This is a genomic window from Cypionkella sp. TWP1-2-1b2 (assembly GCF_049896245.1).
Lineage (GTDB): Bacteria > Pseudomonadota > Alphaproteobacteria > Rhodobacterales > Rhodobacteraceae > Cypionkella.
This window is the reverse complement of record NZ_JAFCTX010000055.1, coordinates 1-21,738: the sequence shown is the minus strand read 5'-3', so window position 1 is coordinate 21,738 and position 21,738 is coordinate 1. Positions and strand designations below refer to the sequence as shown.

Below are 21,738 nucleotides of genomic sequence, written 5' to 3'. Positions count from 1 at the left end.
AGATTCTCAATGCCGGTGAGTATGTCGCCCGCCGCATCGCCGCCCGCGCCAAGCCCGGTGGTCAGATTGACAGTGACCCCCGCCGCAGAGGCCGAGTAATCCGCCGTATCGGTGCCCGCGCCGCCGATCAGGCTGTCCGCGCCAGCGCCGCCCACCAGCGTATCATTGCCCGCGCCGCCATCCAGCACATTGGCCCCGGCATCGCCGGTCAGGCTGTCCGCCAGACCGGAACCAATCAAATTCTCGATGCCGGTGAGGGTATCGCCTGCGGCATCGCCGCCCGAGCCGAGCCCGGTGACCAGGTTCACCGTCACGCCCGCCGCAGAGGCCGAGTAATCCGCCGTGTCCGTGCCGCTGCCGCCGATCAGGCTGTCCGCGCCAGCACCGCCAACCAGCGTATCATTGCCCGCGCCGCCATCCAGCACATTGGCCCCGGCATCGCCGGTCAGGCTGTCCGCCAGACCGGAACCAATCAAATTCTCTATGCCGGTGAGGGTATCGCCTGCGGCATCGCCGCCCGAGCCGAGCCCGGTGACCAGGTTCACCGTCACGCCCGCCGCAGAGGCCGAGTAGTCCACCGTGTCCGTGCCGCTGCCGCCGTCCAAAAGGTCGGACCCGGAGCCACCCACCAGCGTGTCATTCTCTGACCCGCCGTAAAGACTGTCATTGCCTGCCCCACCAAACAGCGAGTCAGCCCCCGCAGCTCCGGTCAGCACATTGGCCCCGGCATCGCCGGTCAAACTGTCGGCAAAACCCGAGCCGGTCAGGTTCTCGATTCCGGTAAGTATGTCGCCTGCCGCATCGCCGCCCGAGCCGAGCCCGGTGGTCAGATTGACAGTGACCCCCGCCGCAGAGGCCGAATAATCCGCCGTATCGGTGCCCGCCCCGCCGACCAGGCTGTCCGCCCCGGCACCGCCGACCAGCGTGTCATTGCCCGCGCCGCCGTCGAGCGTGTCGTTGCCCGCGCCACCGTCGAGCACGTTGGCCCCGGCATCACCGGTGAGGCTGTCATTGAAGGCCGAGCCGGTCAGGTTCTCGATCCCGGTAAGTATGTCGCCCGCCGCAGCGCCGCCCGCGCCAAGGCCGGTGGTCAGGTTGACGGTGGCCCCCGCCGAGGAGGCCGAGTAATCCGCCGTGTCCGTGCCGCTGCCGCCGATCAGGCTGTCCGCGCCAGCACCGCCAACCAGCGTGTCGTTGCCCGCGCCACCGTCGAGCACGTTGGCCCCGGCATCACCGGTCAGGCTGTCGTTGAAGGCCGAGCCGGTTAGGTTCTCAATGCCGGTGAGTATGTCGCCCGCCGCATCGCCGCCAGAGCCAAGCCCGGTGGTCAGATTGACGGTGACCCCCGCCGCAGAGGCCGAGTAATCCGCCGTATCGGTGCCAGCGCCGCCGACCAGGCTGTCCGCCCCGGCGCCGCCGACCAGCGTGTCGTTGCCCGCGCCGCCGTCCAGCACATTGGCCCCGGCATCACCGGTCAGGCTGTCATTGAAGGCCGAGCCGGTCAGGTTCTCGATCCCGGTAAGTATGTCGCCCGCCGCATCGCCGCCCGCGCTAAGGCCGGTGGTCAGATTGACGGTGACCCCCGCCGCAGAGGCCGAGTAATCCGCCGTATCGGTGCCCGCCCCGCCGATCAGGCTGTCCGCGCCAGCGCCGCCCACCAGCGTGTCATTGCCCGCGCCGCCGTCCAGCACATTGGCCCCGGCATCACCGGTCAGGCTGTCATTGAAGGCCGAGCCGGTCAGGTTCTCGATTCCGGTGAGTATGTCGCTTGCCGCATCGCCGCCCGCGCCAAGCCCGGTGGTCAGATTGACAGTGACCCCCGCCGCAGAGGCCGAGTAATCCGCCGTATCGGTGCCCGCCCCGCCGATCAGGCTGTCCGCGCCAGCGCCGCCCACCAGCGTGTCATTGCCCGCGCCGCCATCGAGGAGGTTGGCCCCGGCATCACCGGTCAGGCTGTCGTTGAAGGCCGAACCAGTCAGGTTCTCGATCCCGCTCAGCGTATCCCCGGCGGCGTCGCCGCCCGCGCCAAGCCCGGTGGTCAGGTTCACCGTCACGCCCGACGCAGAAGCCGAATAATCCGCCGTATCGGTGCCAGCGCCGCCGACCAGGCTGTCCGCCCCGCCGCCGCCGACCAGCGTGTCATTGCCCGCGCCGCCATCGAGGACGTTGGCCCCGGCATCACCGGTCAGGCTGTCGTTGAAGGCCGAACCAGTCAGGTTCTCGATCCCGCTCAGCGTATCCCCGGCGGCGTCGCCGCCCGAACCGAGCCCGGCCGCCAGGTTGACGGTGACCCCCGCCGAGGAGGCGGAATAATCCGCCGTGTCCGTGCCGGTCCCGCCCGAGAGCGTATCGGCCCCAGAGCCACCAGCAAGGAAATCGTCGCCATCCCCGCCGTAAAGTGTGTCAGTCCCGTCGCCGCCGTAAAGGCTGTCGTTGCCTGCATCGCCGGTCAGCAGATCATTACCCGCCGCCCCCCAGAGGATGTTCGCGCCCGAATCCCCCGTCAGCGTGTCGGCAAATGAGGACCCCATGAGGTTCTCAATCCCCGTCAGGGTGTCGCCCTGTGCGTCCCCTCCTGTGGCCGTCCCGGCGACAAGATTTACTGAGACTGCCGCGCTCGAGCCCGTGTAATCGGCGGTGTCGCTTCCGGTGCCACCATCCAGCGAGTCGGCACCAGCGCCCCCGTTGAGAAGGTCATCGCCGTCTTCGCCAAGAATGGTGTCGTTACCGGTTCCGCCGTAGAGCGTATCGTTGCCTGCGCCGCCCGCGAGGCGGTCGTCTCCGGCCTGGCCATCGAGCACGTTTGCGCCGCTGTCACCAGTCAGGTTGTCGGCCCGAGATGTGCCGATGACGTTCTCGAAGCCATCGATTACGTCACCGTTCGACCCGGTGTTGGTGGCAAGGTTGACCGAGACGCCACTGACGCCGTTCTTGAGAACGGAATAGTCGAGCGTATCGATTCCGGTGCCACCGTAGAGCGAGTCGGACTTGGCACCGCCACCGATTGTGTCATTGCCATCGCCCCCGAACAGAGCGTCGCGGCCGTTGCCGCCAAAGAGGACATCATCGCCGGCGCCGCCGTAGATGCTGTCATCCTGCGAGGTGCCGGTAATTGTGTCGTTACCGCTGGTCCCGACAATGGTTGCCATGTGCTGCCTCAGATTGTCCCGATCTTTGCCGGGATAGCCTCATAAACATTAATATTCGTACCCAATTGTGTCGGAATTTGGGCGCGCCTGGTCCGGCAGTTGAAGTGTTACATCGCGGCAGGCCACCAGCATCACCGCCTGTATTTATGAACTGCCCTTGCTCGGTTGAGAGTTGGATCCAGATCGTCCCTGACGCTTGCGATGAAAGCAACGCCCCCCACGGCGCCCTTAAAGACACGCCCGCGTGTCTCAATTTCGCAGACTGTCCAACACGGCGCAGTCGGGGCGGTCTTCACCAGTGCAAAGTGCTGCTGTGCGAGACAAAACCGCCTCAATGCGTTGTAGGTCAGCGATCTTGGTTCTGACGTCTGCAAGGTGCACCTCAGTCCTCTCCTTGACTTCAGCACATGAGCGCAGTGCGCCGTCGCCAAGACCAAGCAGACCGCGAATATCTTCCAGAGAAAAGCCCAGTTCCCGCGCCCGCATGATAAACCTGAGCCGCTTCACGTCCTGGCCGCTGTAGACGCGATGCCCTGCGGCAGTCCGGGCTGGAGCGGGCAACAGATCGACACCTTCATAGTAGCGGATCGTTTCAAGGTTGCATCCGGTGGCCTGCGCAAGGTCGGATCGCCGCAGCGATCTCTCGTTCATGTGATCGGCTTTCATGAGAATACTCCTTGCACCTGTAGTTGCTACAGACCGTAGACCAATTATGTCGAAAGCTCAAGGAGAGTCGCATGACCGAACTCAACACCACCCAAGACGGAGCCTCCAGGGCAGACCGCAAGGGGCTTTTCGCCGCTCTTGGCCTGTTTGGTGCCTTCCTCGCCTCGGCCTGCTGCATCGTGCCGCTGGTGCTGGTGACGCTCGGCATTTCAGGGGCCTGGATCGGCAACCTGACCGCGCTGGAACCCTACAAGCCGCTCACCTCTGGCATCGCCATCGTCTTTATCGCGCTCGGGTTCTGGCATGTCTACTTTCGGGCTAAACCCGTGTGCGTCGAAGGGTCCTACTGTGCCCGCGCCCAATCTTCGCGCCTCACCAAGACGGTGCTTTGGGCGGCAACAGTGCTTGTCCCGCTGTCGCTGACATTGAACTGGTGGGCACCGCTCTTTTACTGAAATCAACGGAGATACATCATGAAACGTTTTGCAATTCTGGTGCTGGGCACCCTCATGCTCGGGTTTCCCGCCATCGCGCCAACCTCCTTTGCACAATCGGTATCCGAAGCGGCCCCAGTGTTGGCTGAAGTCACCTTCGATGTGCCCGGCATGACCTGCGCGCTCTGCCCGGTGACGGTCAAGGCCGCGATGAGCGGGGTCGAAGGCGTGCAATCGGTCGAAGTGAATTTTGACGCGCGCACCGCACATGTCATCTTTGATCCCGCCCTGACGGACGCTGCTGCAATTTCGTCTGCATCCGAGCAAGCGGGCTATCCAGCCATTGCACAGGGCTGAATCCGATGCGCGACGACATTCAAGGCGGGGTATTGGCGACACTGATTGCCGCCCTGGTGATGATTGTCTGTTGTGCTGGTGGAGGCGTGGCTTTGACCGCGATCACGGGCGCGGTTGGCAGATGGATCGGCGGCGGTGGTGGCGTGGCCATTATGTCTGTTGCGGCGGTTGCGGCGCTGACGTGGCGCAGCCTGCGGCGCGCGCGGTCAAGCTGCGGTGCGCCCGACGCAAATTCGGATGCGAGGCGCATTGAATGAGTGTGGAAAAATCTGATCAGCGCCTGCTGGCCACAGGCATCATCGGCACCTTGATTGCGGCGTTGTGCTGCTTCACCCCGGTTCCGGCGGTGTTGTTCGGCATCTTAGGGGTGACTGCGGTGCTGGGCTGGCTTGATTACGTGCTGCTGCCCGCGCTCGCCTTTTTCATCGGCCTTACGATTTATGCCGTCTGGCGACGCCAGCGGAACACCAGGAACTCTTGAAGGAATACGACGATGAACGATTGCTGCACCATTCCCGGCCCGGACCAGAATAATTTCGACCTGGTCGTGATCGGGGCCGGATCGGCGGGTTTTTCCGCCGCGATCACGGCGGCCGAGGCAGGCAAACGTGTTGCGCTGATCGGTCACGGGCTGATCGGCGGCACCTGCGTGAACGTCGGATGCGTGCCGTCCAAGACCATGATCCGGGCCGCGGAAGCGATTCATGGCGCGAAAGCTGCGCGACGGTTTCCGGGCCTGTCCGGGTCGGCCCAAGTCGATGACTGGGCCGCACTGATGGCAGCGAAGGAGGCGCTCGTCTCCGGTCTGCGGCAGAAGAAATACGCTGACCTCCTGCCGGGCTATGAGGAAATCACCTATATCGACGAAGGTGCCGCAACCCTCGTTGAGGGTGGCGTCAAGGTGGGCGCGCGGATGATCCGCGCACCCAAGATCATTATCGCCACGGGCGGGCGTCCCGCTCTGCCACCCATTCCGGGCATCCAGGATGTGCCGACCTTGAACAGCACCTCTCTCTTGGCGCTGGACTCCCTGCCCGAAAGCCTCGTGTTCCTTGGCGGCGGCTATATCGGCGTGGAACTGGCGCAGATGATGGCGCGCGTGGGCGTGAATGTAACGGTGGTGTGCCGAACACGCCTGCTGCCACAGGCCGAACCCGAAGTGTCGGAAGTGCTTGCAAAGGTGTTCCGCGACGAGGGAATCGCCCTGCATTGCGGCGTGACCTATGACGCCTGCCGCCGCGACGGGGAGCAGGCCACATTGTGCATCGAGGAAGGCGGCAAAAGGCTGGAACTCCACGCCGATCATCTGGTCGTGACTGCCGGACGCAGCCCCAATACCGAAGGGCTGGGGCTCACCGAAATGGGGATTGAGACCGACAAACGCGGCGCAATCGTGGTGGGCGACGACATGCAGACCACCCGCCCCGGCGTGTTTGCCGCAGGTGACGTGACCAACCGCGATCAGTTCGTCTACATGGCGGCATACGGCGCGAAACTCGCTGCCCGCAATGCGGTGCTGGGTGGCACTGAACGCTATGACAATGCCGCGATGCCTTGGGTGGTGTTTACCGACCCGCAAGTGGCGGGCGTCGGCCTGACTGAAGCACAGGCGGTTGCAGCGGGGCATGACGTGAAAACCTCAGTTCTCGGGCTTGAAAACGTGCCGCGCGCCTTGGCCGCACGCGACACGCGCGGCGTCATTAAGTTGGTGGCAGAAGCGAAGACCGACCGGATTCTGGGCGGGGTGATCGCGGCTCCCGAAGGGTCCGACAGCGTTCAGACGCTGGCATTGGCGCTCAAATTCGGGATGACGACCAAGGCCCTCGGCGAGACGATTTTTCCCTACCTGACGACGGTTGAAGGTCTGAAGCTGGCCGCGCAAACGTTCGACCGCGACGTTGCGAAACTTTCGTGCTGCGCGGGGTGAGGATTTTTTAGCCCCCCAAATACAAAAGGCTCCCGGTTTTCAGGGGGGACTCGTCAAACGTTGACCAGGCGTTGACAAGGATTTCAAATAGAAAAACCCGACTGTTTAGGTCGGATTCTATCTATTTGATATATTTGATATTTTTGGTTGCGGGGACAGGATTTGAACCTGTGACCTTCAGGTTATGAGCCAAAACCCCAGCGATTCCAATAGCTTATGCATTTCAACGGCTTACGCGCCAAGTCTTTGATTTGGCGCACTTTCCAATGCGACAACGGCGGACATTGACCTGTTTTCGCCGTCACCAGCCGCGCCAAATCGGCGTATGCGGGTTGACATAGCGTTGACATGCACTGTGAGGTGGCATCAAAAACCCTAATCAGGACGACCATCAATGGTCCGAGGACTTGGACTGTGAAAGTCGGCTCAAACCGGCAATTTATTGAAATCAGTCGATCTCCCTCACCTGTAGTCCTGTTAAACACCGACACTTTAACGAAGTTAAAGCGATCAGTTTTGTGTGGAACGTGAGGCCCTAATTCCTGCGAGCTGCCCTCGGCAAATGGCGCGCCCGACTTGTATCAAATATTCTCGGGCGTATAGATTTCGAACCCTATCATACGCTTGGAAAGGCTCGCCCCAGAAACGAGGTCGCGGCGCATCTGGGCGATTGCTTCACTGGCAAGCCGCGAGATTGGGTGAGCCATTACAAGCGCAAGGTCTTCGTCAATCAACCCGTTGCGGGTGTGTTCGGTGATCTCATGGCCCACCGTCACCACAGAGCGGCTTCGCCCCGCCGCCTTCAGCGCGTCCAACACGCCCACCATGCCACCACCCGAGACGTAAAGCCCGACAAGATCGGGCTCGCGCGCCAAGAGCTGCTCAGTGACGTCGCGGGCGATGGATTTGTCCTCAAAGGTTTGCAGCGGTTCGAGCAAGGTGAACTCTGACCCATGTTCGCGGCAGTAAGACCGAAAGCCGGATTCGTTCATTTCCTGACAGCGATAGCGATGGTTGCCGACCAGAATCCCCACCTTGCCCGGTCGTTTGCACAAGCCCGCGATCGCCCAAGCCGCCGTTCGCCCGACGCGCCAATTGTCCAGCCCGATATATCCGGTGCCGCAAGCTGAGGTCAGTTCCGAAATCAGCCCATAGGTCGGCACGCCTTTGGCAGCTAAGGTTTCGATGGCATAGGATATGCGGGCATGTTCGGCTGTCACAACGGCCAGCGCCTGCACCTTTTCCCCCAACGCCAGCATCCGGGTTGTGACCGCCTCGGGCGACAGATCGTCGATATGTTCGATGATGATGTCAACCGGATCAGGGCTTTCATCTGCAGCGATGCGAAGGGCGTCGGCGATCATCTGATAAAACGTGCGGTGCGACTGTTGCAGCAAAAAGCCCAGCTTGATGCGCGGGCGATCAATGTTCAACCGCTCACGCAGCACTGGCATGGCGTAGAACTGCAGTTCCTCCGCTGCCGCCAAGACTCGCGCTGCCGTGGCTGGGCGCACCTTTTCACGGCCGTTCAGGATGCGGTCGATGGTCGAAACGCTGACCCCCGCTTTCTCGGCCAGATCGGAAATTGTTGCGCGGTGTGCCATGGCAGCTCCTGAGGGAATCCTTCATTTCTTGAATATAGAAATGAGGGAAAAGAAGGGAAACGCATCTGTGTTTATGAAATAGCTTTGCTGCATCATTTGTCAACGGTATGAAAATTCCATCAGGCGACTCGATGACACAGACCTGTCAGAGCCGCCGAACGGGGGGAAAGATGGACGATCTACAATTTGGAACCCGCAACAAGCGGGGTGATTTCGCGCCGTCAAAACTGCTGGAGATTGCGCCGTTCTGGACGGGGCAATGGTCCAAACTGGGCAGCTTTCTGTGGGGCTATGTGTGGCCCTACAACACGATCTTCATGGGCGTGACGCTGCTCTACTGGTATTTCGTGCTGCCGGATGTGGCCACCATGCAGACCTTTGGCTGCGCGTGGGTGCTGCAAATCCATCTGGCCAACAGCCTTGGCATCTTCTTGCTCTATGGCGGGGTTGAACTGTTCTATTACGTCAAGCGCAGGCAGGGCACGCGGTTCAAATACAACGCCCGTTTTCCGGCGGAAAACCCATCTGACGTGTTCTGGTTCAAGAGCCAGAACATCGACAACTTCATGCGCACCTTCTTCATCTCGATCCCGCTGTGGACCGCTGTCGAATGCTTTACCCTGTGGTGCTATGCCAATGGCATCGGCAACTGGGTCGACCCGTCCGAGCATTGGGTGTGGCTGACGGTGCTGCTGTTCCTTGCTCCCGCCATACACGAGGTGCATTTCTTTGTGATCCACCGCCTGATCCACACGCCGATCTTGTATAAATGGATCCACTCGATCCACCACAACTCGATCAACCCCAGCCCGTGGTCGTCCATGTCGATGCATCCGGTCGAAGGTGCGTTCTTTTTCGCCGAGATTATTTGGCACATCCTGCTGCCCTCGGCGCCGTTCGTGGCGCTGTTCCAACTGACCTCGACCGCCTACGGCGCGATTGTTGGCCACATCGGCTTTGACAAGCTGGAAGTCACCGACGGCGCAGCGATGGATAGCCACGCCTACACCCACTACCTGCACCACAAGCATTTTGAGGTGAACTACGGCGGCGACGGAGTGATCCCTTTGGATAAGTGGTTCGGCACCTGGCACGACGGATCGAAAGACTCCGACGCCCAGATGAATGCGCGGTTTGAACGCAAAAAGGCGCGGATGAACGCCGGGAAATAGCAGATCAAAGACAGCCCCAAAGGTGACGGGGCGGTAGGGGGAGAGGAGCCCCCGACCGGAAGGGCACAGACAGAACGCCACCAAACCGGTGGGAAAAGGGAGGAAACGCGATGAAAACGATGATGAAAGTGTTGATGACGGCTTCGGTGCTGGCAATGAGCGCGGGCGCGGTTTTGGCCGAAGCAACTGTAGTTGCGGTAATTGGTGGCAAGGCCGACGACCAGTTTTTTGCCAAGGTCAAAAAGGGCATCGACGATGGTGCTTTGGTGGTGCAGGCCCATGGCGGTTCGGTCAACTATCTGATGTTGCAGAATTATGACAACATCGGCGGCGACGCTGCCAACCTGATCCGCACCGCGATTTCGCAGGGCGCGTCCGTTATTGCCGCCCCAAACTGGGTGCCGGATGCGGAAGACGAGGCCTATAAGGCCGCGCTGGCGGCGGGCATTCCCGTTCTGCTGTATAATGCAGGCGGCGGTGATAAGGCCAAGGAACTCGGCGCGATCAACTATATCGGCAATGAAGAATATCCGGCCGGTCTGGCGGGTGGCGAGTATTTCGGCAGCCACGGCCAGAAGAACGTGATCTGCGTCAACACAGTTCCGGGCGCGCAGAACCTTGAAGACCGCTGCAAAGGTATTTCCGATGGCATCACCGCGTCAGGTGGCGTTTCCAACCAGCTGCCGCTGCCTGCTTCCAGCTTTGGCGATCCGACAGCTGTGGCCGAAGCTATTAAGGCAACCCTGCTGAAAGACCCGACGATTGACGGCGTGGTCACGATTTCCGCAGGCGATGCCAACTCTGCCGCCATTGGGATTGATCAGGCGGGATCAACGGGCAAGGTCGCGTTGGCTTCGTTCGACATGGACGGCGCGGGTCTGGACCGTATCAAAGCGGGTACCCAGCTTTATGCGATTGACCAGGAGCCTTGGTTGCAGGGCTTCCTCGCCGTCACCATGGCGGATGCCTATGTGAACTATGGCCTTGATCTGGCGACCACGCCGGTTCTGACTGGGCCGGGGATTGTTGACGCTTCGAACATCGACGCCACGCTGGCCGGTTCCGCCGCCGGTTACCGCTAAGCCACCTGACATCAGAAACGAAATCTGCGTGCATGGGCGACCCCCATGCACGCGCCAAGGGAGGACTACCACAATGAAATCCATGAAACTTCTGACAGCCTTCGCCACCGTCTCGGCATTGGCTTTGGGTGCCAGCGCCGCAATGGCCGATGGCGCGAAAATCTTCGTCATCGGCGGAAAGGCGGACGACTCGTTCTGGTCAATCGTCAAGCGCGGCGCGGATGATGCGGGCAAACTGGTGGCGGAACAGGGCGGGTCGGTGACCTGGCTGGCACCGCAGAACTACGACAATCTGGGGCCGGACGCCGCCAACCTGATCCGTACCGCGATTGGTCAGGGTGCCACCGCCATCGTCGGCCCGAACTGGGTGCCGGAAGCCATGGACGAGGCGTTCAAGGCAGTGGTCGATGCGGGCATTCCGCTGGTAATCTACAACGCCGGTGGGCTTGACGCCGCCGACCGTCTGGGCGCGATGAACTATGTCGGCTCAGACGACTATCAGACCGGCGTTTCGGCAGGTGCCTATTTCGCCACCCACGGCCAGACCAAGCTGGTTTGCGTCAACACCCTTCCCGGTGCGGCCAACCTTGAGGCCCAGTGCAAAGGCCTGAATGACGGCGTTACCGCCAATGGCGGCACAAGCGAAGTGCTGCCGCTGCCGTCCACCAGCTTTGGTGATGCCACGGCGGTGACGCAGGCAGTTGCGGCTTACTTGCAGCAAAATGCAGACGTGACCGGCGTTTACACCATCGGCAACATGGACGCGATTTCGGCAAATGCGGCCATCATGCAGGCTGGCGCTGTTGACCGGGTGAAACTGGGCGGCATGAACATGGACCAGACCATTCTGGACAAAATCAAGGCCGGCACCCAGATGTTTGCGATGGACCAAGAGGGCTATTACCAAGGCTTCCTCGCCGTCACCATCCTGAACAACTACGTCAACTACGGCCTGTCGGTGCCGACCCGTCAGATCCTGACCGGGCCGGGGATTGTCGATGCCTCGACCGTCGATGCGACCCTTGCGGGAGTTGCCGCAGGCGTGCGCTGATCTGAACTCCTCCTGCCCGGCATATGTGCCGGGCAGGCCATCGTCTGACGTCGGGGAGGAACCACCATGTCATCGTCATCCAGCTTTTCATTCGGCAGCCTGATGCGCCGCCCCGAAACGGGGTCTTTTCTTGGCCTTGCCGCCGTTTTCCTGTTCTTCACCGCTTTTGGTGGCACGAACTTCGCCTCGCCTACGGGTGCTGCCAGCTGGCTGAACGTGGCCGCCCAATTGGGTATCGTGGCCATTCCCATCGGCCTTCTGATGATCGCTGGAGAGTTGGATATCTCCATCGGCTCGATCATCCCGGCCGGGTCAATGACCTGCGCCATCATCTCGGGTCATTTCGGTTTGCCCATCGTGTTTGGTGTGGGGGCAGCGCTGCTGTTGGGCGCGGTGATCGGGCTGATCAATGGGCTGCTGGTGATCCGCACCGCCGTGCCGTCCTTTATAGTCACCCTAGGCACCTTGTTTGCCGTGGCGGGGATGACCCTGGGCTTTTCGGTGCTGGTCACTGGCACCACATCGGTCGCGATCAAAGTGCCCGAAGCGAAATGGCTGCTGGGTGATTTCATCGGCGGCATCTATCAGGTCACCATCTTCTGGTGGCTTGCAGCCATCCTGTTCTGGGGCTTTTTCCTCCACTTCTCGCGCTTTGGGAACTGGATCTTCGCCATGGGTGGCGACAAGGTTTCCGCCCGCAACGCCGGTATCCCGACCGACCGGGTTACGATCATGCTGTTTGTTTGCTCGGGCATGAGCGCGGCTTTTGTCGGGCTTTCCCAAGCGATCCTGTACAACTCTGCGCAAGTCTCGGCGGGACAGTCCTATATCTTCAATTCGATCATTTCGGTTGTGGTTGGCGGTGTGCTGCTGACCGGCGGATATGGGTCGGTGTTCGGCATCGTGCTGGGCACGCTGACCTTCGCCGTCGTAAGCCAAGGCATCTACTTCACCGGATTTGACGCCAACTGGGCCAGCCTGATCATCGGCGTTCTGCTGTTAGGCGCGGTCTTGATGAACAACACCTTCCGCAAAATGGCGCTGTCCTATGCGCCCAAGAAAGGAGCAAAGTGATGGCTGACGCAATCCTTTCGCTGCAAGGCGTGAACAAAAGCTTCGGCCCGATTGACGTGCTGCATGACATCAACCTTGAAATCAAAGCAGGCGAAGTTCTGTGCCTGCTGGGCGACAATGGTGCTGGAAAATCCACGGTGATCCGGCTGTTGTCGGGTGTCCACAAGCCCAGTTCCGGTCAAATCCTGATGGACGGCAAGCCGCTCAGCTTCTCCAGCCCCCGCGACGCTGCCGACCATTGCATCGCCACCGTCCACCAATTCGGCGGCACCTTCCCGCTGATGTCGATTGGCCGCAGCTTTTTCGTGGGCCGCGAGCCGACGCGCTGGGTGGGGCCGTTCAAGGTTTATGATCGAAAGACTGCCAATGACATTGCGGTTAAGGCCGTGCAGAACTTCGGCATCACCCGCATTGACGATGGCGACCGTCTGGTCGGCGGGCTTTCGGGCGGTGAACGTCAGGCACTGGCGATTGCCCGCGCCGTCCATTTCGGAGCACGGGTGCTGATCCTTGATGAACCCACGGCCGCTTTAGGGGTGAAACAAGCCACCCACGTTCTGCGCATCGTGAACGAAGCCAAACGGCGCGGGTTGGCAGTGATTTTCATCACCCACCAGGTCATGCACGCTATGGCCGTCGGCGACCACTTTGCCGTGCTGATCCGGGGTGGCATCGCCTCTGATTTCAAGAAGGGCGATAAAACCCGCGAGGAAATCACCGATCTGATGGCAGGCGGCGCGTCTATGGCAGCGCTTGAGGCAGAGATTGAAAACGAAATTAGCAGCCAACCGGCCTAGGGCCGAAGGCGTGCCCGTTCTCCCCGTCGGGATCCTCCACTCCCGACCTTCCGTGGCCCGGCAATGCTGGCCGGGCCACGGGCCAACACTCACGAAAGACAAAACCATGCCCACTTGGATCCGCGCTTGCGCCACCACCGATATCGAACCCGATGATCTGATCCGCTTTGATCACGGTAGCCAAACCTTCGTCATCGTCCGCAGCGAAGAGGATGAGTTTTTCGCCATGGACGGCATTTGCAGCCATGAAAAGGTGCATCTCTGCGACGGTCTGGTGATGGATGGCACCATCGAGTGCCCAAAGCACAGCGCCACTTTCGATTATCGCAACGGCGAGGCGAAACGCGCGCCTGCCTGCATCAACCTGCGCACCTACCCCGTCAAAGTTGACGGCGGCGCGGTCTATCTCGAACTTTAAGGTCAAATCATGGTCCAGTTTCACAATCGCCCCTCTGTTGCCGACATGCGCGCCATGAAGGCGAGGGGCGAGAAAATCTCGATGCTTTATGTCAGCACGCTGGAAGAAGCGGTGGCGGCAGATGCAGCGGGCATCCATATGCTGTCGATTGAGGGGCGATTCTTTTCGCCTGAAATGCGTGCCGCCGCTGGGCGCTGTTTCGTGCAGGTCGGGCTGCCCTTTGGCGGCTGGAGCCGGTTCAACGGCGAATTTCTGGCCAGTGCCGACGATTACCTGCGCGCTGCTTTTCAGGTCATGGGTATTGGCGCGGACTGCATCTATTGTTCTGCCTCTTACGACATCCAGAAAGTGCTGTGCGACAATCATATCCCCATCGTTGCCCATGTCGGTCTGATCCCTTCCTACGTTACCTGGACAGGCTGGCGCGCGGTTGGCAAAACCGCCGCCGAGGCCCGCGAAACCTGGGACCACGTCAAAAAGCTGGAATCCATCGGCTGCTTTGGCGCAGAGCTAGAGGTCGTGCCAGACCGGCTGGGTGCGCTGATCAGTGCCAACACCCCGATGATCATGTTGGGCATGGGGGCTGGGCCGGGAGCGGATGCGCAGTATTTGTTTGCCGAAGATGTGCTGGGCCACACCGATGGCCACAAGCCGCGCCACGCCAAAACCTACCGCAACTTCGCCGCTGAATACGCCCGCTTGCAGGCCGAACGCATCGCTGCGTTCAAGGAGTTCATCGCCGATGTGAACACTGGGGCCTATCCGCAGCCCCAGCATAACGTCACGATGACGGACGCCGAATATGCGGTTCTGACCGCCGATCTGGCGTTGTAAGATGCTGCGGATCGGGGTGGTTGGTTACGGCACCGGCGGGCGGCATTTCCACGCACCGTTCATTCACGCCGCCGAAGGCTGCACGCTGGCGGGTGTGCTGGCGCGTGCGGATAAAACCATCGCAGCGGTGCAGGCGGATTATCCGGGCTTGCCGGTTTATCCCTCGCTAGAGGCGATGATCGCCTCGGGTGCCGTAGACGCGGTTACTATCACCACCCCGCCCGAAACCCGCCGGGATTTGGTGCTGCAAGCCATTGCGGCGGGGCTGCACGTTGTAGCCGACAAACCCTTTGCCCCCGATGCGGCAGGCGCGCGCGATCTGGACCGCGCGGCGCAGGCGAAGGGCGTGACCTTAGGTGTTTACCAGAACCGCCGTTGGGACAGTGACCTGCAAACGCTGAAGAAGGTGATCGACACCGGGCGTCTGGGCCAAGTCTGGCGCATTCACAGCCGGATGGACTTCGACGACCCTGCCACATTGGAGGCCGGCCCCACGGGCGGCCTTCTGCGCGATCTGGGGAGTCATCTTGTCGATCAGATGCTGTATCTGCTCGGCCCCGTCACGTCGGTCATGGCGCATCTGGATTATGTGCAACTTGCGAAAGGCGCGACGGACGCTGCCTTTCATATATCAATGACCCATGCCTCAGGCCAGCACAGCCATGTGTCTGCCAGCAAGCTGAACCACTTTGCCCAGCGTGAATTGCGGGCCTACGGTGCTGCGGGGGCCTATCTGTCGCACAGCACCGATGTGCAGGCGCAGGCGATCTTTTCAGGTAAGCGCCCGGTGCAAGATCTGGCCGCATGGGGGTATGAACCTGAAAGCCACTGGGGCACGCTTTACTCCGCTGATGGTGCCGCCCGCAATCCATCCGAACCAGGCCGTTATCATGCCTATTACGAGGCTTTCGTCCGCTCAGTCCTAACCAATGGCCCCGCACCTGTAACCGCCGCCGAGGGCACCCGCACGCTGGCCGTTCTGGATGCCGCACGCATGTCGGCCGAGAAGGGCTGCTCTGTCGCCGTGCAGCAGGAGGATACCTATGGATGATCTGAAATTCGGCACCCGCAACAAACGCGGTGATTTCACCCCTAAAGACCCGTTGGAAACCAGCCCGCTGTTCACTTGGCCGCCGCGCCCGATGGCCCTGCTGCGCTGGCTGCCGGGGTATTTCCTGCCGTGGAACCTGATGTTCTTTGCGCTGGGGGCGGCGCTGTGGTTCTGGCTGACGCCTGCGAAATCCACCATGCAAACCTACGAATGGGGTTGGGTTCTGTGGATTTGGGTGCGCAATACGGTGATGGTCTTCGCGCTTTATGGCGTGATGGAGTGGCGGCTTTACCGTGCCCGCGCCCAAAGCAATCGTTTCAAATACAACGCGAAATTCCCCGCCGATGCGCCGTCAGACGTGTTCTGGTTCAAAAGCCAGAACCTTGACAACATGCTGCGCACCTTCGGCACCGGCCTGCCGATCTGGTCAGCCTATGAGGTGTTTTTGCTGCACGCTTGGGCCAATGGCTCCGGCCCGTGGACGACCTTTGAAGCCCACCCTTGGGCGCTCGCCATCTTTGCCCTGCTGCTGCCCTTGATCCACGAGGTGCATTTCTACTGCATCCACCGGCTGATCCATGTGCCGATCCTGTATAAATGGATCCACTCGGTTCACCACAACTCAGTTAACCCAAGCCCATGGTCCAGCCTGTCGATGCACCCAGTGGAACACCTGCTGTATTGGTCTGACAGCCTGATCCACCTGCTGATCCCCTCGCATCCACTGTTGGTGCTGTATCATCTGAACATCACCGGCACCGGGGCCGTGGTCGGGCATATCGGTTTTGACAAGATCGAGGCCGGGGCGGAGTCCGCCGTAGATAGCCACGCTTTCGCGCATTACCTGCACCACAAGTATTTCGAGGTGAACTACGCCGATGGCGCGGTGCCGCTGGATCGCTGGTTCGGCACTTGGCACGATGGCACCAAAGGCGGCGACGCGGTGATGCAGGCGCGGTTTGAACAGAAAAAGGCCCGGATGAACGCGGGCAAATCAGGAGACACCAAATGACCATCCGTCTTGCCGTCATCGGCGCAGGCATCATGGGCAGTGATCACGCCCATATTTTCGCAAACGACCTGCCCGGCGCGAAGGTGCAAGTGGTCTGCGACGCCTCGGGAGATCGCGCAAAGGCGCTGGCTGATGCGGTTGGGGCGGCAGATGTGATGTCGGACGCCGAAGCCGCGATTGTCCGCAGCGATGTTGATGCCGTGATCATCGCTAGCCCGGATTTCACCCATGCGCCGTTATCACTCGCCTGCATCCGTGCAGGCAAGAGGGCGCTGTGTGAAAAGCCGCTGTCGCAATCGGCGGCGGAGTGTCTGACAGTGATGCAGGCCGAACAGGCGGCAGGCCAGCGCCATATCCAACTGGGCTTCATGCGCCGCTTTGATCAGTCCTATGCCGAAATGAAATCCGCACTGGACAAAGGCACCCTTGGCCGCGCCCTGATGATGCACAACTTCCACCGCAACGTCGAAACCCCGGCGGCTGATTTCACCGGCGCAATGGCGATCACCAATTCTGCTCCGCATGAATTTGACGTGGTGCGGTTTGTGCTGGGCGCAGAATACACCGCGATTTCGGCGTTTCAGCCGAAACGGTCCGATGCCTTGGTTGCCCCGGTTTTCATGGTGTTGGAAACCACGGATGGCCAGTTGGTGAACATCGAGATCAACAACAACGCCGCCTATGGCTATGACGTGCGCGGCGAATTGGTGGGCGAGGCCGGGTCAATTGCGATGAACGCCGCCATCTACAGCCGCCTTGATGCGCGGTTGGCGCAAACCACGGGTTACGATTCCGACTGGCGCGGCCGCTACGCCGAGGCTTACCGCCGCCAAAACCGCGCCTTCCTGCATTTTGTCCGCAGCGGAGACTTCAGCCCGATCGCGTCAGACGCCTGGGATGGCTACGCCGCCGCAGTGGTCGCCGAAGCAGGCGCGCGCGCCCTGGCGACAGGTCAGCGCGTCGCGGTCGAGATGCCAACCCAACCCCTTTTCTACAAACGCTGAAGGAAAACCCCATGAAACTCGGCTTTGTCTCTGACAGCTTGGGCGGCCTGCCCTTTGACGCCATGCTTGACCACGCAGCCCGTCTGAGCGTGCAGGGGGTCGAGGTGAATACTGGCGGCTGGTCCACAGCACCCCACTTTGACCTGAACGCGATGAAAGCGGATGCGGGCAAGCGCCGCAGCTTTCAAAAGGCGTTCACGGATCGCGGGCTTGAGGTGATCGCGCTGAACGCCAATGGCAACCCGCTGCACCCGACCGACCCGAAACAGGGCATTTGCCTGCGCGACACCATCCGGCTGGCGGGCGAGATGGGCATCAAGAAGGTCTGCACCATGTCCGGCCTGCCCGAAGGGCGCGCGGGGGATCAGATGCCGAACTGGGTGGTCTCATCCTGGCCGCCCGAAACCCAGGCCATCCTGCGCTATCAGTGGGAGGAAAAGCTGTTCCCGTTCTGGGCCGAAATCGTGGCTTTGGCCAAGGCGTCTGGCGTCGAGCAGATCGCGCTGGAACTCCACGGCAATCAGGTGGTCTACAACGTGCCGTCCCTCTTGAAACTGCGCGCCGAAGTCGGGCCGATTGTCGGCGTTAACCTTGACCCCAGCCACCTGTTCTGGATGGGCGCAGACCCCCTGATTGCCGCCGAAGCACTCGGCTCTGCGATCTACCATGTCCACGCCAAAGACACCTTTCTGAACGCGCCCAAACAGGCCACCACCAGCCTGTTGGAAAACGGCAGCCTGATGGACATTCCGGGCCGAAGCTGGTCCTACATCACCCTTGGTTTCGGCCATGGAGAGGAGTGGTGGCGGCAGTTCTGCTACCGGTTGAAAATGGCAGGCTATGACGGCTGGCTGTCGATCGAACATGAGGATGTGCTGCTCAACGGACTGGAAGGGCTAGAGAAATCGGTAGCACTTTTGCAGGGCGTTATGCCGAAAGCCCCTGCGGACTATGCCCCTCAGGCGATCTGAGGATCACAGTATTGGTTTAGTCAAACTTTGAATGTGAGTGCGATCCTGCATAGCATTGCGAGGAGGGTTGGGCGCGTGGCGAAAGGCTGCGCGCCCACTCGTATTTGGCCGGTGGTATCATCAGGCAAGTACCGTCGGTGCAACAGATCACTTCCTTCCCACAGTGGCTATCTTGGACTTCATGTTCGACGCTTTTCATACTTGGAGTTCGCTGTCTTGCCGCGCGCGTTGCTGTCAGCAACATTAGCGACCAACTCTGTCAAGCACGGCGGGTGTTCGCTTCTTGTTCTTGTTCTGATGTTTATCCACAGCTTCCTGATCGTCCCCCTATTGCTCCGAATCGCGGCCCAGTGCAGCTTGCACGTATGGGGAGAGCAGTCCTCAACTAAAAGCATAACAGGTCGTATCACCCGGCATACAAGGTCGAAGAAGGCGCTTTGGCGTCCTGACCTTTTGTGCCGAGATTTTCCGTTTTGCACATAAAAACATGACCAGAAGGCGGCACAGGCACGTTTCCTCCTCTGGTCTCATTGAGGAAGGATTCAATGTGGCTTTGCCTCCGCGCGTGTTTTTCACGCTCTACGAAACCTCGGTCCGTTGGGACTGTTCCATCTCCGACATCGCGGATTGGGCCGCCGTCGGCAAACTGAAGATCAAGACGGGCATTGGCCTGGTGCGCTGCGGCGAAGCCGTATTTGCTGGCCAAGTTGACATATCAGCGATGGACCTGCTGCCTCTGTTTCGGCGCAGCGGAACCGTCCCTGCCGAAGGGGTTGTGCGGCGCATTATGCCACCCGGACACGCGGACTGGCTGGTCATCACGGACCCTGCGGGCGGGGTCACGATCACGGTGGCTGACATGCTGATCCTGGCCGAGGACGTTTTCGGCTTTGAGGATGATCACGACATGGCCCGGCGCGCGGCAAATAGCGCGAGTGGTGCATCCCCATATGACTGGGAGGGCATGAATGTCGCCCTGATCCAGCGCATCCATGATCGCGGGCTGCCCGCCACGCAGGCAGACCTCATCGCAGAAATGCAGCACTGGTTTGCGGATCAATCCGACGGCACCAAGATGCCCGACAGCCGCAGCATCCGCAGGCGGATCACCCCCATCTGGCGGGCCTTGCGCAAAGAAGATGCATGATTGATCCGGCCCGGCGCTGGGCTGGTCGGGTCAAGCGCTCTTGCGATCCACCGGCACGGCATCGGCATCGTGCACCAATACGGGGCGTGGTCGGAAGGCGCTGGCCACGGCGTCGACGCCCGCGCGCAGGGGTGAATCCATGAGGTGGGCATAGCGCTGGGTCGTTTGCATTTGCGAATGGCCCAGCAGTTTGCCGATCATTTCCAACGACGCACCGCCGCTGACCAACAGGGACGCGAAGGTATGGCGCAGATCGTGGATCCGGACATCAGGCAGCTTGGCCTGCTTCTGGATGTTGATCCAGAACCTGCGGATTTCCTTCACCGGCTGGCCGGGCGTATCGCCGGGGAACAGCCACGGATTGCCCTTCGGCACTGATAGCTGGCGCTGGCGCACGATGGCCGCGACATCGGCCGAGATCGGGATCCGGTGAATCTTGCGTTGCTTGGTGGTGGCGGCAGGCTTTGACCAGCTGCCTAGCTCCAAACTGAACTGTTCAAAGCGCGCCTGCCACACCTCACCGACCCGGCTTCCGGTCAGCATGCAAAGCCGGATGATTCCCGCCGCTCGCTGATCTTGGGCAGCATCAAGGGCCCCGGCCAGTTTGCCAATTTCCTCCTGCGACAGGAACCTCTCGCGTTCGTTCTCGATCCGCTTCTTGAAGGCCGATGCCGGGTTGTCGTTGCGCCAGCCCCAGCCGACGGCAAGGGTGAACATCTTGCGCAGCACCTCCCCCACCCGGTTCGCGCGGATCGGCGTGGGCTTGGCACCCTGCAGCTTGCGCGCCCGGTTGTTGGGCTTTTCCTTGGACGGGCGCGCCCTGCCCTTGGCGATGATGTTCAGCAGTTTGGCCACATCGTGCGGTGTGATCTCGGTCATAAATTTTGCCCCCCAATGCGGTGCCGCCAATTTGGTCAGCATCGACCGCTGATCCGAGGCATTGGTCTTAGCCAGATGCGGCACATGCTCGGCCAGATAGCGATCGATCATGTCGCTGAACCGTGGGGCCTCGCGTAGCAGTCCACGTTCGCCCAACGGGTCGCGACCTTCGTCGATCTCGCGGCGCAGATCCTTGGCGCGGACGCGGGCGGCCGTCACTGTCCATTCCGGCCAGCGCCCGATGGCCATACGGCGCTGGCGCCCGGCAAACCGGTAATCAAGCGAGAAGGACCGGTTGCCCGACCGGAGGATGCGAATGGAAAAGCCGCGCACCTCCGTGTCGAACACCTGGTAATCGCGTGCTGCCTCCGGCTCGCATTCCCTCACAGATTTATCGTTCAATCGCAGTCGCTTGAGCATGAATGGTCTCCCCTTTCGCCTGCGACACAGGCGTAGATTCGCGCATCTATCAAGCGAACCACACGCAAAGGGGTGGCGGGGAGGCGCAGGGTGGCATTGATGTGCCAGCATCGCGCCACCCCTTGTTTTATTGGGTTCTGTGCAAAAACCGCAGCGCACAAGCACCCGACGCCTCGCATGACCGAGGAATTGAATGAGCTGGGCTTACGGGTCGGCCAGCGCCGCGTCGGGCGTCTGATGCGCCAGAACGGCATTCAAGTTGTTCGAACGCGGAAGTTCAAGCGAACGACCGACAGCGACCACGTCTTCAACATCGCGCCGAATCTGTTGCAGCAGGACTTCACCGCGAGCGGGCCAAACCAGAAATGGGCGGGTGACATCACCTATGTTTGGACCCGGGAAGGCTGGGTGTATCTTGCTGTGATCCTTGACCTTTTCTCAAGACGGGTCATTGGCTGGGCCATCAGCAACCGGATTAAGCAGGATCTGGCACTGAGGGCGCTCAGCATGGCAATCGCACTGCGGAGGCCGCCACCGGGCTGCATTCACCACACGGACCGTGGCTCGCAAGGCAGTCTCAACCGGTCGTCGCAACAGCCAGTGAATGGAGGTTGTGATGACAAAACGACAGCGAGGGTCCGATCGATCTGGCCGGGCGGCGATTGTTTCGCCGGGTCGCCCGGGTGTTG

21 protein-coding genes and 1 pseudogene are annotated in these 21,738 nt (G+C 61.0%); 18 read left to right on the top strand and 4 right to left on the bottom strand.

All coding sequences use genetic code 11. From position 1 onward, the window contains the following. The coding region (locus ACP7AP_RS22250; protein ID WP_426037819.1) for a beta strand repeat-containing protein at positions 1-3,149 on the bottom strand (3,149 nt) is incomplete at its 3' end. A gap of 249 nt (positions 3,150-3,398) precedes the next feature. Next, positions 3,399-3,815 carry a MerR family transcriptional regulator gene (locus ACP7AP_RS22245; RefSeq protein WP_426037817.1) on the bottom strand — a complete coding sequence of 139 codons (417 nt, stop codon included), beginning with the start codon at positions 3,813-3,815 and terminating at the stop codon, positions 3,399-3,401. A gap of 71 nt (positions 3,816-3,886) precedes the next feature. On the opposite strand from ACP7AP_RS22245, the gene ACP7AP_RS22240 reads away from it, so the two are divergent. The 5 genes from ACP7AP_RS22240 to merA are packed head-to-tail and all read left to right on the top strand — an operon-like array spanning position 3,887 to position 6,533. After that, positions 3,887-4,270, top strand: a complete 384-nt coding sequence (locus ACP7AP_RS22240) for a mercuric transporter MerT family protein (protein WP_426037815.1) — start codon at positions 3,887-3,889, stop codon at positions 4,268-4,270. Positions 4,271-4,288: 18 nt separating this feature from the next. Continuing rightward, the gene (locus ACP7AP_RS22235) at positions 4,289-4,606 is read left to right on the top strand and encodes a heavy-metal-associated domain-containing protein (RefSeq protein ID WP_426037813.1); all 318 of its coding nucleotides are present in this window, start codon (positions 4,289-4,291) and stop codon (positions 4,604-4,606) included. Positions 4,607-4,611: 5 nt separating this feature from the next. Beyond that, positions 4,612-4,863, top strand: coding sequence for a hypothetical protein (locus ACP7AP_RS22230; RefSeq protein WP_426037811.1), 252 nt, complete (start codon positions 4,612-4,614; stop codon positions 4,861-4,863). Continuing rightward, positions 4,860-5,087 (top strand): mercury resistance system transport protein MerF, encoded by a 228-nt coding sequence (gene merF / locus ACP7AP_RS22225; protein ID WP_426037809.1) that lies wholly within the window; start codon positions 4,860-4,862, stop codon positions 5,085-5,087. The genes ACP7AP_RS22230 and merF overlap by 4 nt, the downstream gene beginning before the upstream one ends. A 12-nt stretch (positions 5,088-5,099) precedes the next feature. Continuing rightward, the gene (merA, locus tag ACP7AP_RS22220) at positions 5,100-6,533 is read left to right on the top strand and encodes a mercury(II) reductase (RefSeq protein ID WP_426037807.1); all 1,434 of its coding nucleotides are present in this window, start codon (positions 5,100-5,102) and stop codon (positions 6,531-6,533) included. Positions 6,534-7,114: 581 nt separating this feature from the next. Here merA and ACP7AP_RS22215 read toward each other — a convergent pair. Continuing rightward, positions 7,115-8,137, bottom strand: a complete 1,023-nt coding sequence (locus tag ACP7AP_RS22215) for a LacI family DNA-binding transcriptional regulator (RefSeq protein WP_426037805.1) — start codon at positions 8,135-8,137, stop codon at positions 7,115-7,117. A 170-nt stretch (positions 8,138-8,307) separates the two neighbouring features. On the opposite strand from ACP7AP_RS22215, the gene ACP7AP_RS22210 reads away from it, so the two are divergent. The 12 genes from ACP7AP_RS22210 (at position 8,308) to ACP7AP_RS22155 (ending at position 19,750) form a co-directional block, all read left to right on the top strand. Then, entirely contained in the window at positions 8,308-9,309 is a 1,002-nt protein-coding gene (locus ACP7AP_RS22210; protein WP_426037803.1) for a sterol desaturase family protein, read from the top strand. A 110-nt stretch (positions 9,310-9,419) separates the two neighbouring features. Further along, the gene (locus ACP7AP_RS22205) at positions 9,420-10,391 is read left to right on the top strand and encodes a substrate-binding domain-containing protein (RefSeq protein WP_426037801.1); all 972 of its coding nucleotides are present in this window, start codon (positions 9,420-9,422) and stop codon (positions 10,389-10,391) included. Between the two features lie 73 nt (positions 10,392-10,464). Further along, positions 10,465-11,442, top strand: coding sequence for a substrate-binding domain-containing protein (locus tag ACP7AP_RS22200; protein ID WP_426037799.1), 978 nt, complete (start codon positions 10,465-10,467; stop codon positions 11,440-11,442). A gap of 66 nt (positions 11,443-11,508) precedes the next feature. Then, positions 11,509-12,516 carry an ABC transporter permease gene (locus tag ACP7AP_RS22195; RefSeq protein WP_426037797.1) on the top strand — a complete coding sequence of 336 codons (1,008 nt, stop codon included), beginning with the start codon at positions 11,509-11,511 and terminating at the stop codon, positions 12,514-12,516. Beyond that, positions 12,516-13,313, top strand: coding sequence for an ATP-binding cassette domain-containing protein (locus ACP7AP_RS22190; RefSeq protein WP_426037795.1), 798 nt, complete (start codon positions 12,516-12,518; stop codon positions 13,311-13,313). The genes ACP7AP_RS22195 and ACP7AP_RS22190 overlap by 1 nt, the downstream gene beginning before the upstream one ends. Positions 13,314-13,419: 106 nt before the next feature. Then, complete coding sequence (locus ACP7AP_RS22185; protein WP_426037793.1) at positions 13,420-13,731, top strand: MocE family 2Fe-2S type ferredoxin; 312 nt, start codon at positions 13,420-13,422, stop codon at positions 13,729-13,731. A 9-nt stretch (positions 13,732-13,740) separates the two neighbouring features. Beyond that, a complete protein-coding gene (locus tag ACP7AP_RS22180; protein ID WP_426037791.1) occupies positions 13,741-14,565 on the top strand; it encodes a 3-methyl-2-oxobutanoate hydroxymethyltransferase in 825 nt (274 codons plus the stop codon). 1 nt (position 14,566) lies between these two features. Then, positions 14,567-15,616, top strand: coding sequence for a Gfo/Idh/MocA family protein (locus tag ACP7AP_RS22175; RefSeq protein WP_426037789.1), 1,050 nt, complete (start codon positions 14,567-14,569; stop codon positions 15,614-15,616). After that, positions 15,609-16,628, top strand: a complete 1,020-nt coding sequence (locus ACP7AP_RS22170) for a sterol desaturase family protein (protein WP_426037787.1) — start codon at positions 15,609-15,611, stop codon at positions 16,626-16,628. Before ACP7AP_RS22175 ends, ACP7AP_RS22170 begins: the two co-directional genes overlap by 8 nt. Beyond that, the gene (locus ACP7AP_RS22165) at positions 16,625-17,632 is read left to right on the top strand and encodes a Gfo/Idh/MocA family oxidoreductase (protein ID WP_426037785.1); all 1,008 of its coding nucleotides are present in this window, start codon (positions 16,625-16,627) and stop codon (positions 17,630-17,632) included. The genes ACP7AP_RS22170 and ACP7AP_RS22165 overlap by 4 nt, the downstream gene beginning before the upstream one ends. 11 nt (positions 17,633-17,643) lie before the next feature. After that, positions 17,644-18,603, top strand: a complete 960-nt coding sequence (locus ACP7AP_RS22160; RefSeq protein WP_426037783.1) for a sugar phosphate isomerase/epimerase family protein — start codon at positions 17,644-17,646, stop codon at positions 18,601-18,603. A 547-nt stretch (positions 18,604-19,150) separates the two neighbouring features. After that, positions 19,151-19,750: a hypothetical protein gene (locus tag ACP7AP_RS22155; protein WP_426037781.1), complete on the top strand. Its 600-nt coding sequence runs from the start codon at positions 19,151-19,153 to the stop codon at positions 19,748-19,750. A gap of 30 nt (positions 19,751-19,780) precedes the next feature. On the opposite strand, the gene ACP7AP_RS22150 is transcribed toward ACP7AP_RS22155, so the two are convergent. Then, positions 19,781-21,049, bottom strand: a complete 1,269-nt coding sequence (locus tag ACP7AP_RS22150) for a tyrosine-type recombinase/integrase (protein WP_426037779.1) — start codon at positions 21,047-21,049, stop codon at positions 19,781-19,783. A gap of 171 nt (positions 21,050-21,220) precedes the next feature. Between ACP7AP_RS22150 and ACP7AP_RS22145 the strand changes: the two are divergent. Further along, positions 21,221-21,619, top strand: a pseudogene (locus ACP7AP_RS22145) (IS3 family transposase); the annotation flags it as partial. Positions 21,620-21,738 lie beyond the last annotated feature (119 nt).

Excerpts from the sequence above, each read along its gene's own strand:
- merA (WP_426037807.1), top strand. The coding sequence starts at position 5,100 with ATGAACGATTGCTGCACCATTCCCGGCCCGGACCAGAATAATTTCGAC.
- ACP7AP_RS22235 (WP_426037813.1), top strand. The coding sequence starts at position 4,289 with ATGAAACGTTTTGCAATTCTGGTGCTGGGCACCCTCATGCTCGGGTTT.
- ACP7AP_RS22205 (WP_426037801.1), top strand. The coding sequence starts at position 9,420 with ATGAAAACGATGATGAAAGTGTTGATGACGGCTTCGGTGCTGGCAATG.
- ACP7AP_RS22165 (WP_426037785.1), top strand. The coding sequence starts at position 16,625 with ATGACCATCCGTCTTGCCGTCATCGGCGCAGGCATCATGGGCAGTGAT.
- ACP7AP_RS22245 (WP_426037817.1), bottom strand. The coding sequence starts at position 3,815 with ATGAAAGCCGATCACATGAACGAGAGATCGCTGCGGCGATCCGACCTT.
- ACP7AP_RS22230 (WP_426037811.1), top strand. The coding sequence starts at position 4,612 with ATGCGCGACGACATTCAAGGCGGGGTATTGGCGACACTGATTGCCGCC.
- ACP7AP_RS22195 (WP_426037797.1), top strand. The coding sequence starts at position 11,509 with ATGTCATCGTCATCCAGCTTTTCATTCGGCAGCCTGATGCGCCGCCCC.
- ACP7AP_RS22170 (WP_426037787.1), top strand. The coding sequence starts at position 15,609 with ATGGATGATCTGAAATTCGGCACCCGCAACAAACGCGGTGATTTCACC.
- ACP7AP_RS22200 (WP_426037799.1), top strand. The coding sequence starts at position 10,465 with ATGAAATCCATGAAACTTCTGACAGCCTTCGCCACCGTCTCGGCATTG.
- ACP7AP_RS22160 (WP_426037783.1), top strand. The coding sequence starts at position 17,644 with ATGAAACTCGGCTTTGTCTCTGACAGCTTGGGCGGCCTGCCCTTTGAC.
- ACP7AP_RS22210 (WP_426037803.1), top strand. The coding sequence starts at position 8,308 with ATGGACGATCTACAATTTGGAACCCGCAACAAGCGGGGTGATTTCGCG.
- ACP7AP_RS22215 (WP_426037805.1), bottom strand. The coding sequence starts at position 8,137 with ATGGCACACCGCGCAACAATTTCCGATCTGGCCGAGAAAGCGGGGGTC.
- ACP7AP_RS22185 (WP_426037793.1), top strand. The coding sequence starts at position 13,420 with ATGCCCACTTGGATCCGCGCTTGCGCCACCACCGATATCGAACCCGAT.
- ACP7AP_RS22150 (WP_426037779.1), bottom strand. The coding sequence starts at position 21,049 with ATGCTCAAGCGACTGCGATTGAACGATAAATCTGTGAGGGAATGCGAG.
- ACP7AP_RS22190 (WP_426037795.1), top strand. The coding sequence starts at position 12,516 with ATGGCTGACGCAATCCTTTCGCTGCAAGGCGTGAACAAAAGCTTCGGC.
- ACP7AP_RS22240 (WP_426037815.1), top strand. The coding sequence starts at position 3,887 with ATGACCGAACTCAACACCACCCAAGACGGAGCCTCCAGGGCAGACCGC.
- merF (WP_426037809.1), top strand. The coding sequence starts at position 4,860 with ATGAGTGTGGAAAAATCTGATCAGCGCCTGCTGGCCACAGGCATCATC.
- ACP7AP_RS22180 (WP_426037791.1), top strand. The coding sequence starts at position 13,741 with ATGGTCCAGTTTCACAATCGCCCCTCTGTTGCCGACATGCGCGCCATG.
- ACP7AP_RS22175 (WP_426037789.1), top strand. The coding sequence starts at position 14,567 with ATGCTGCGGATCGGGGTGGTTGGTTACGGCACCGGCGGGCGGCATTTC.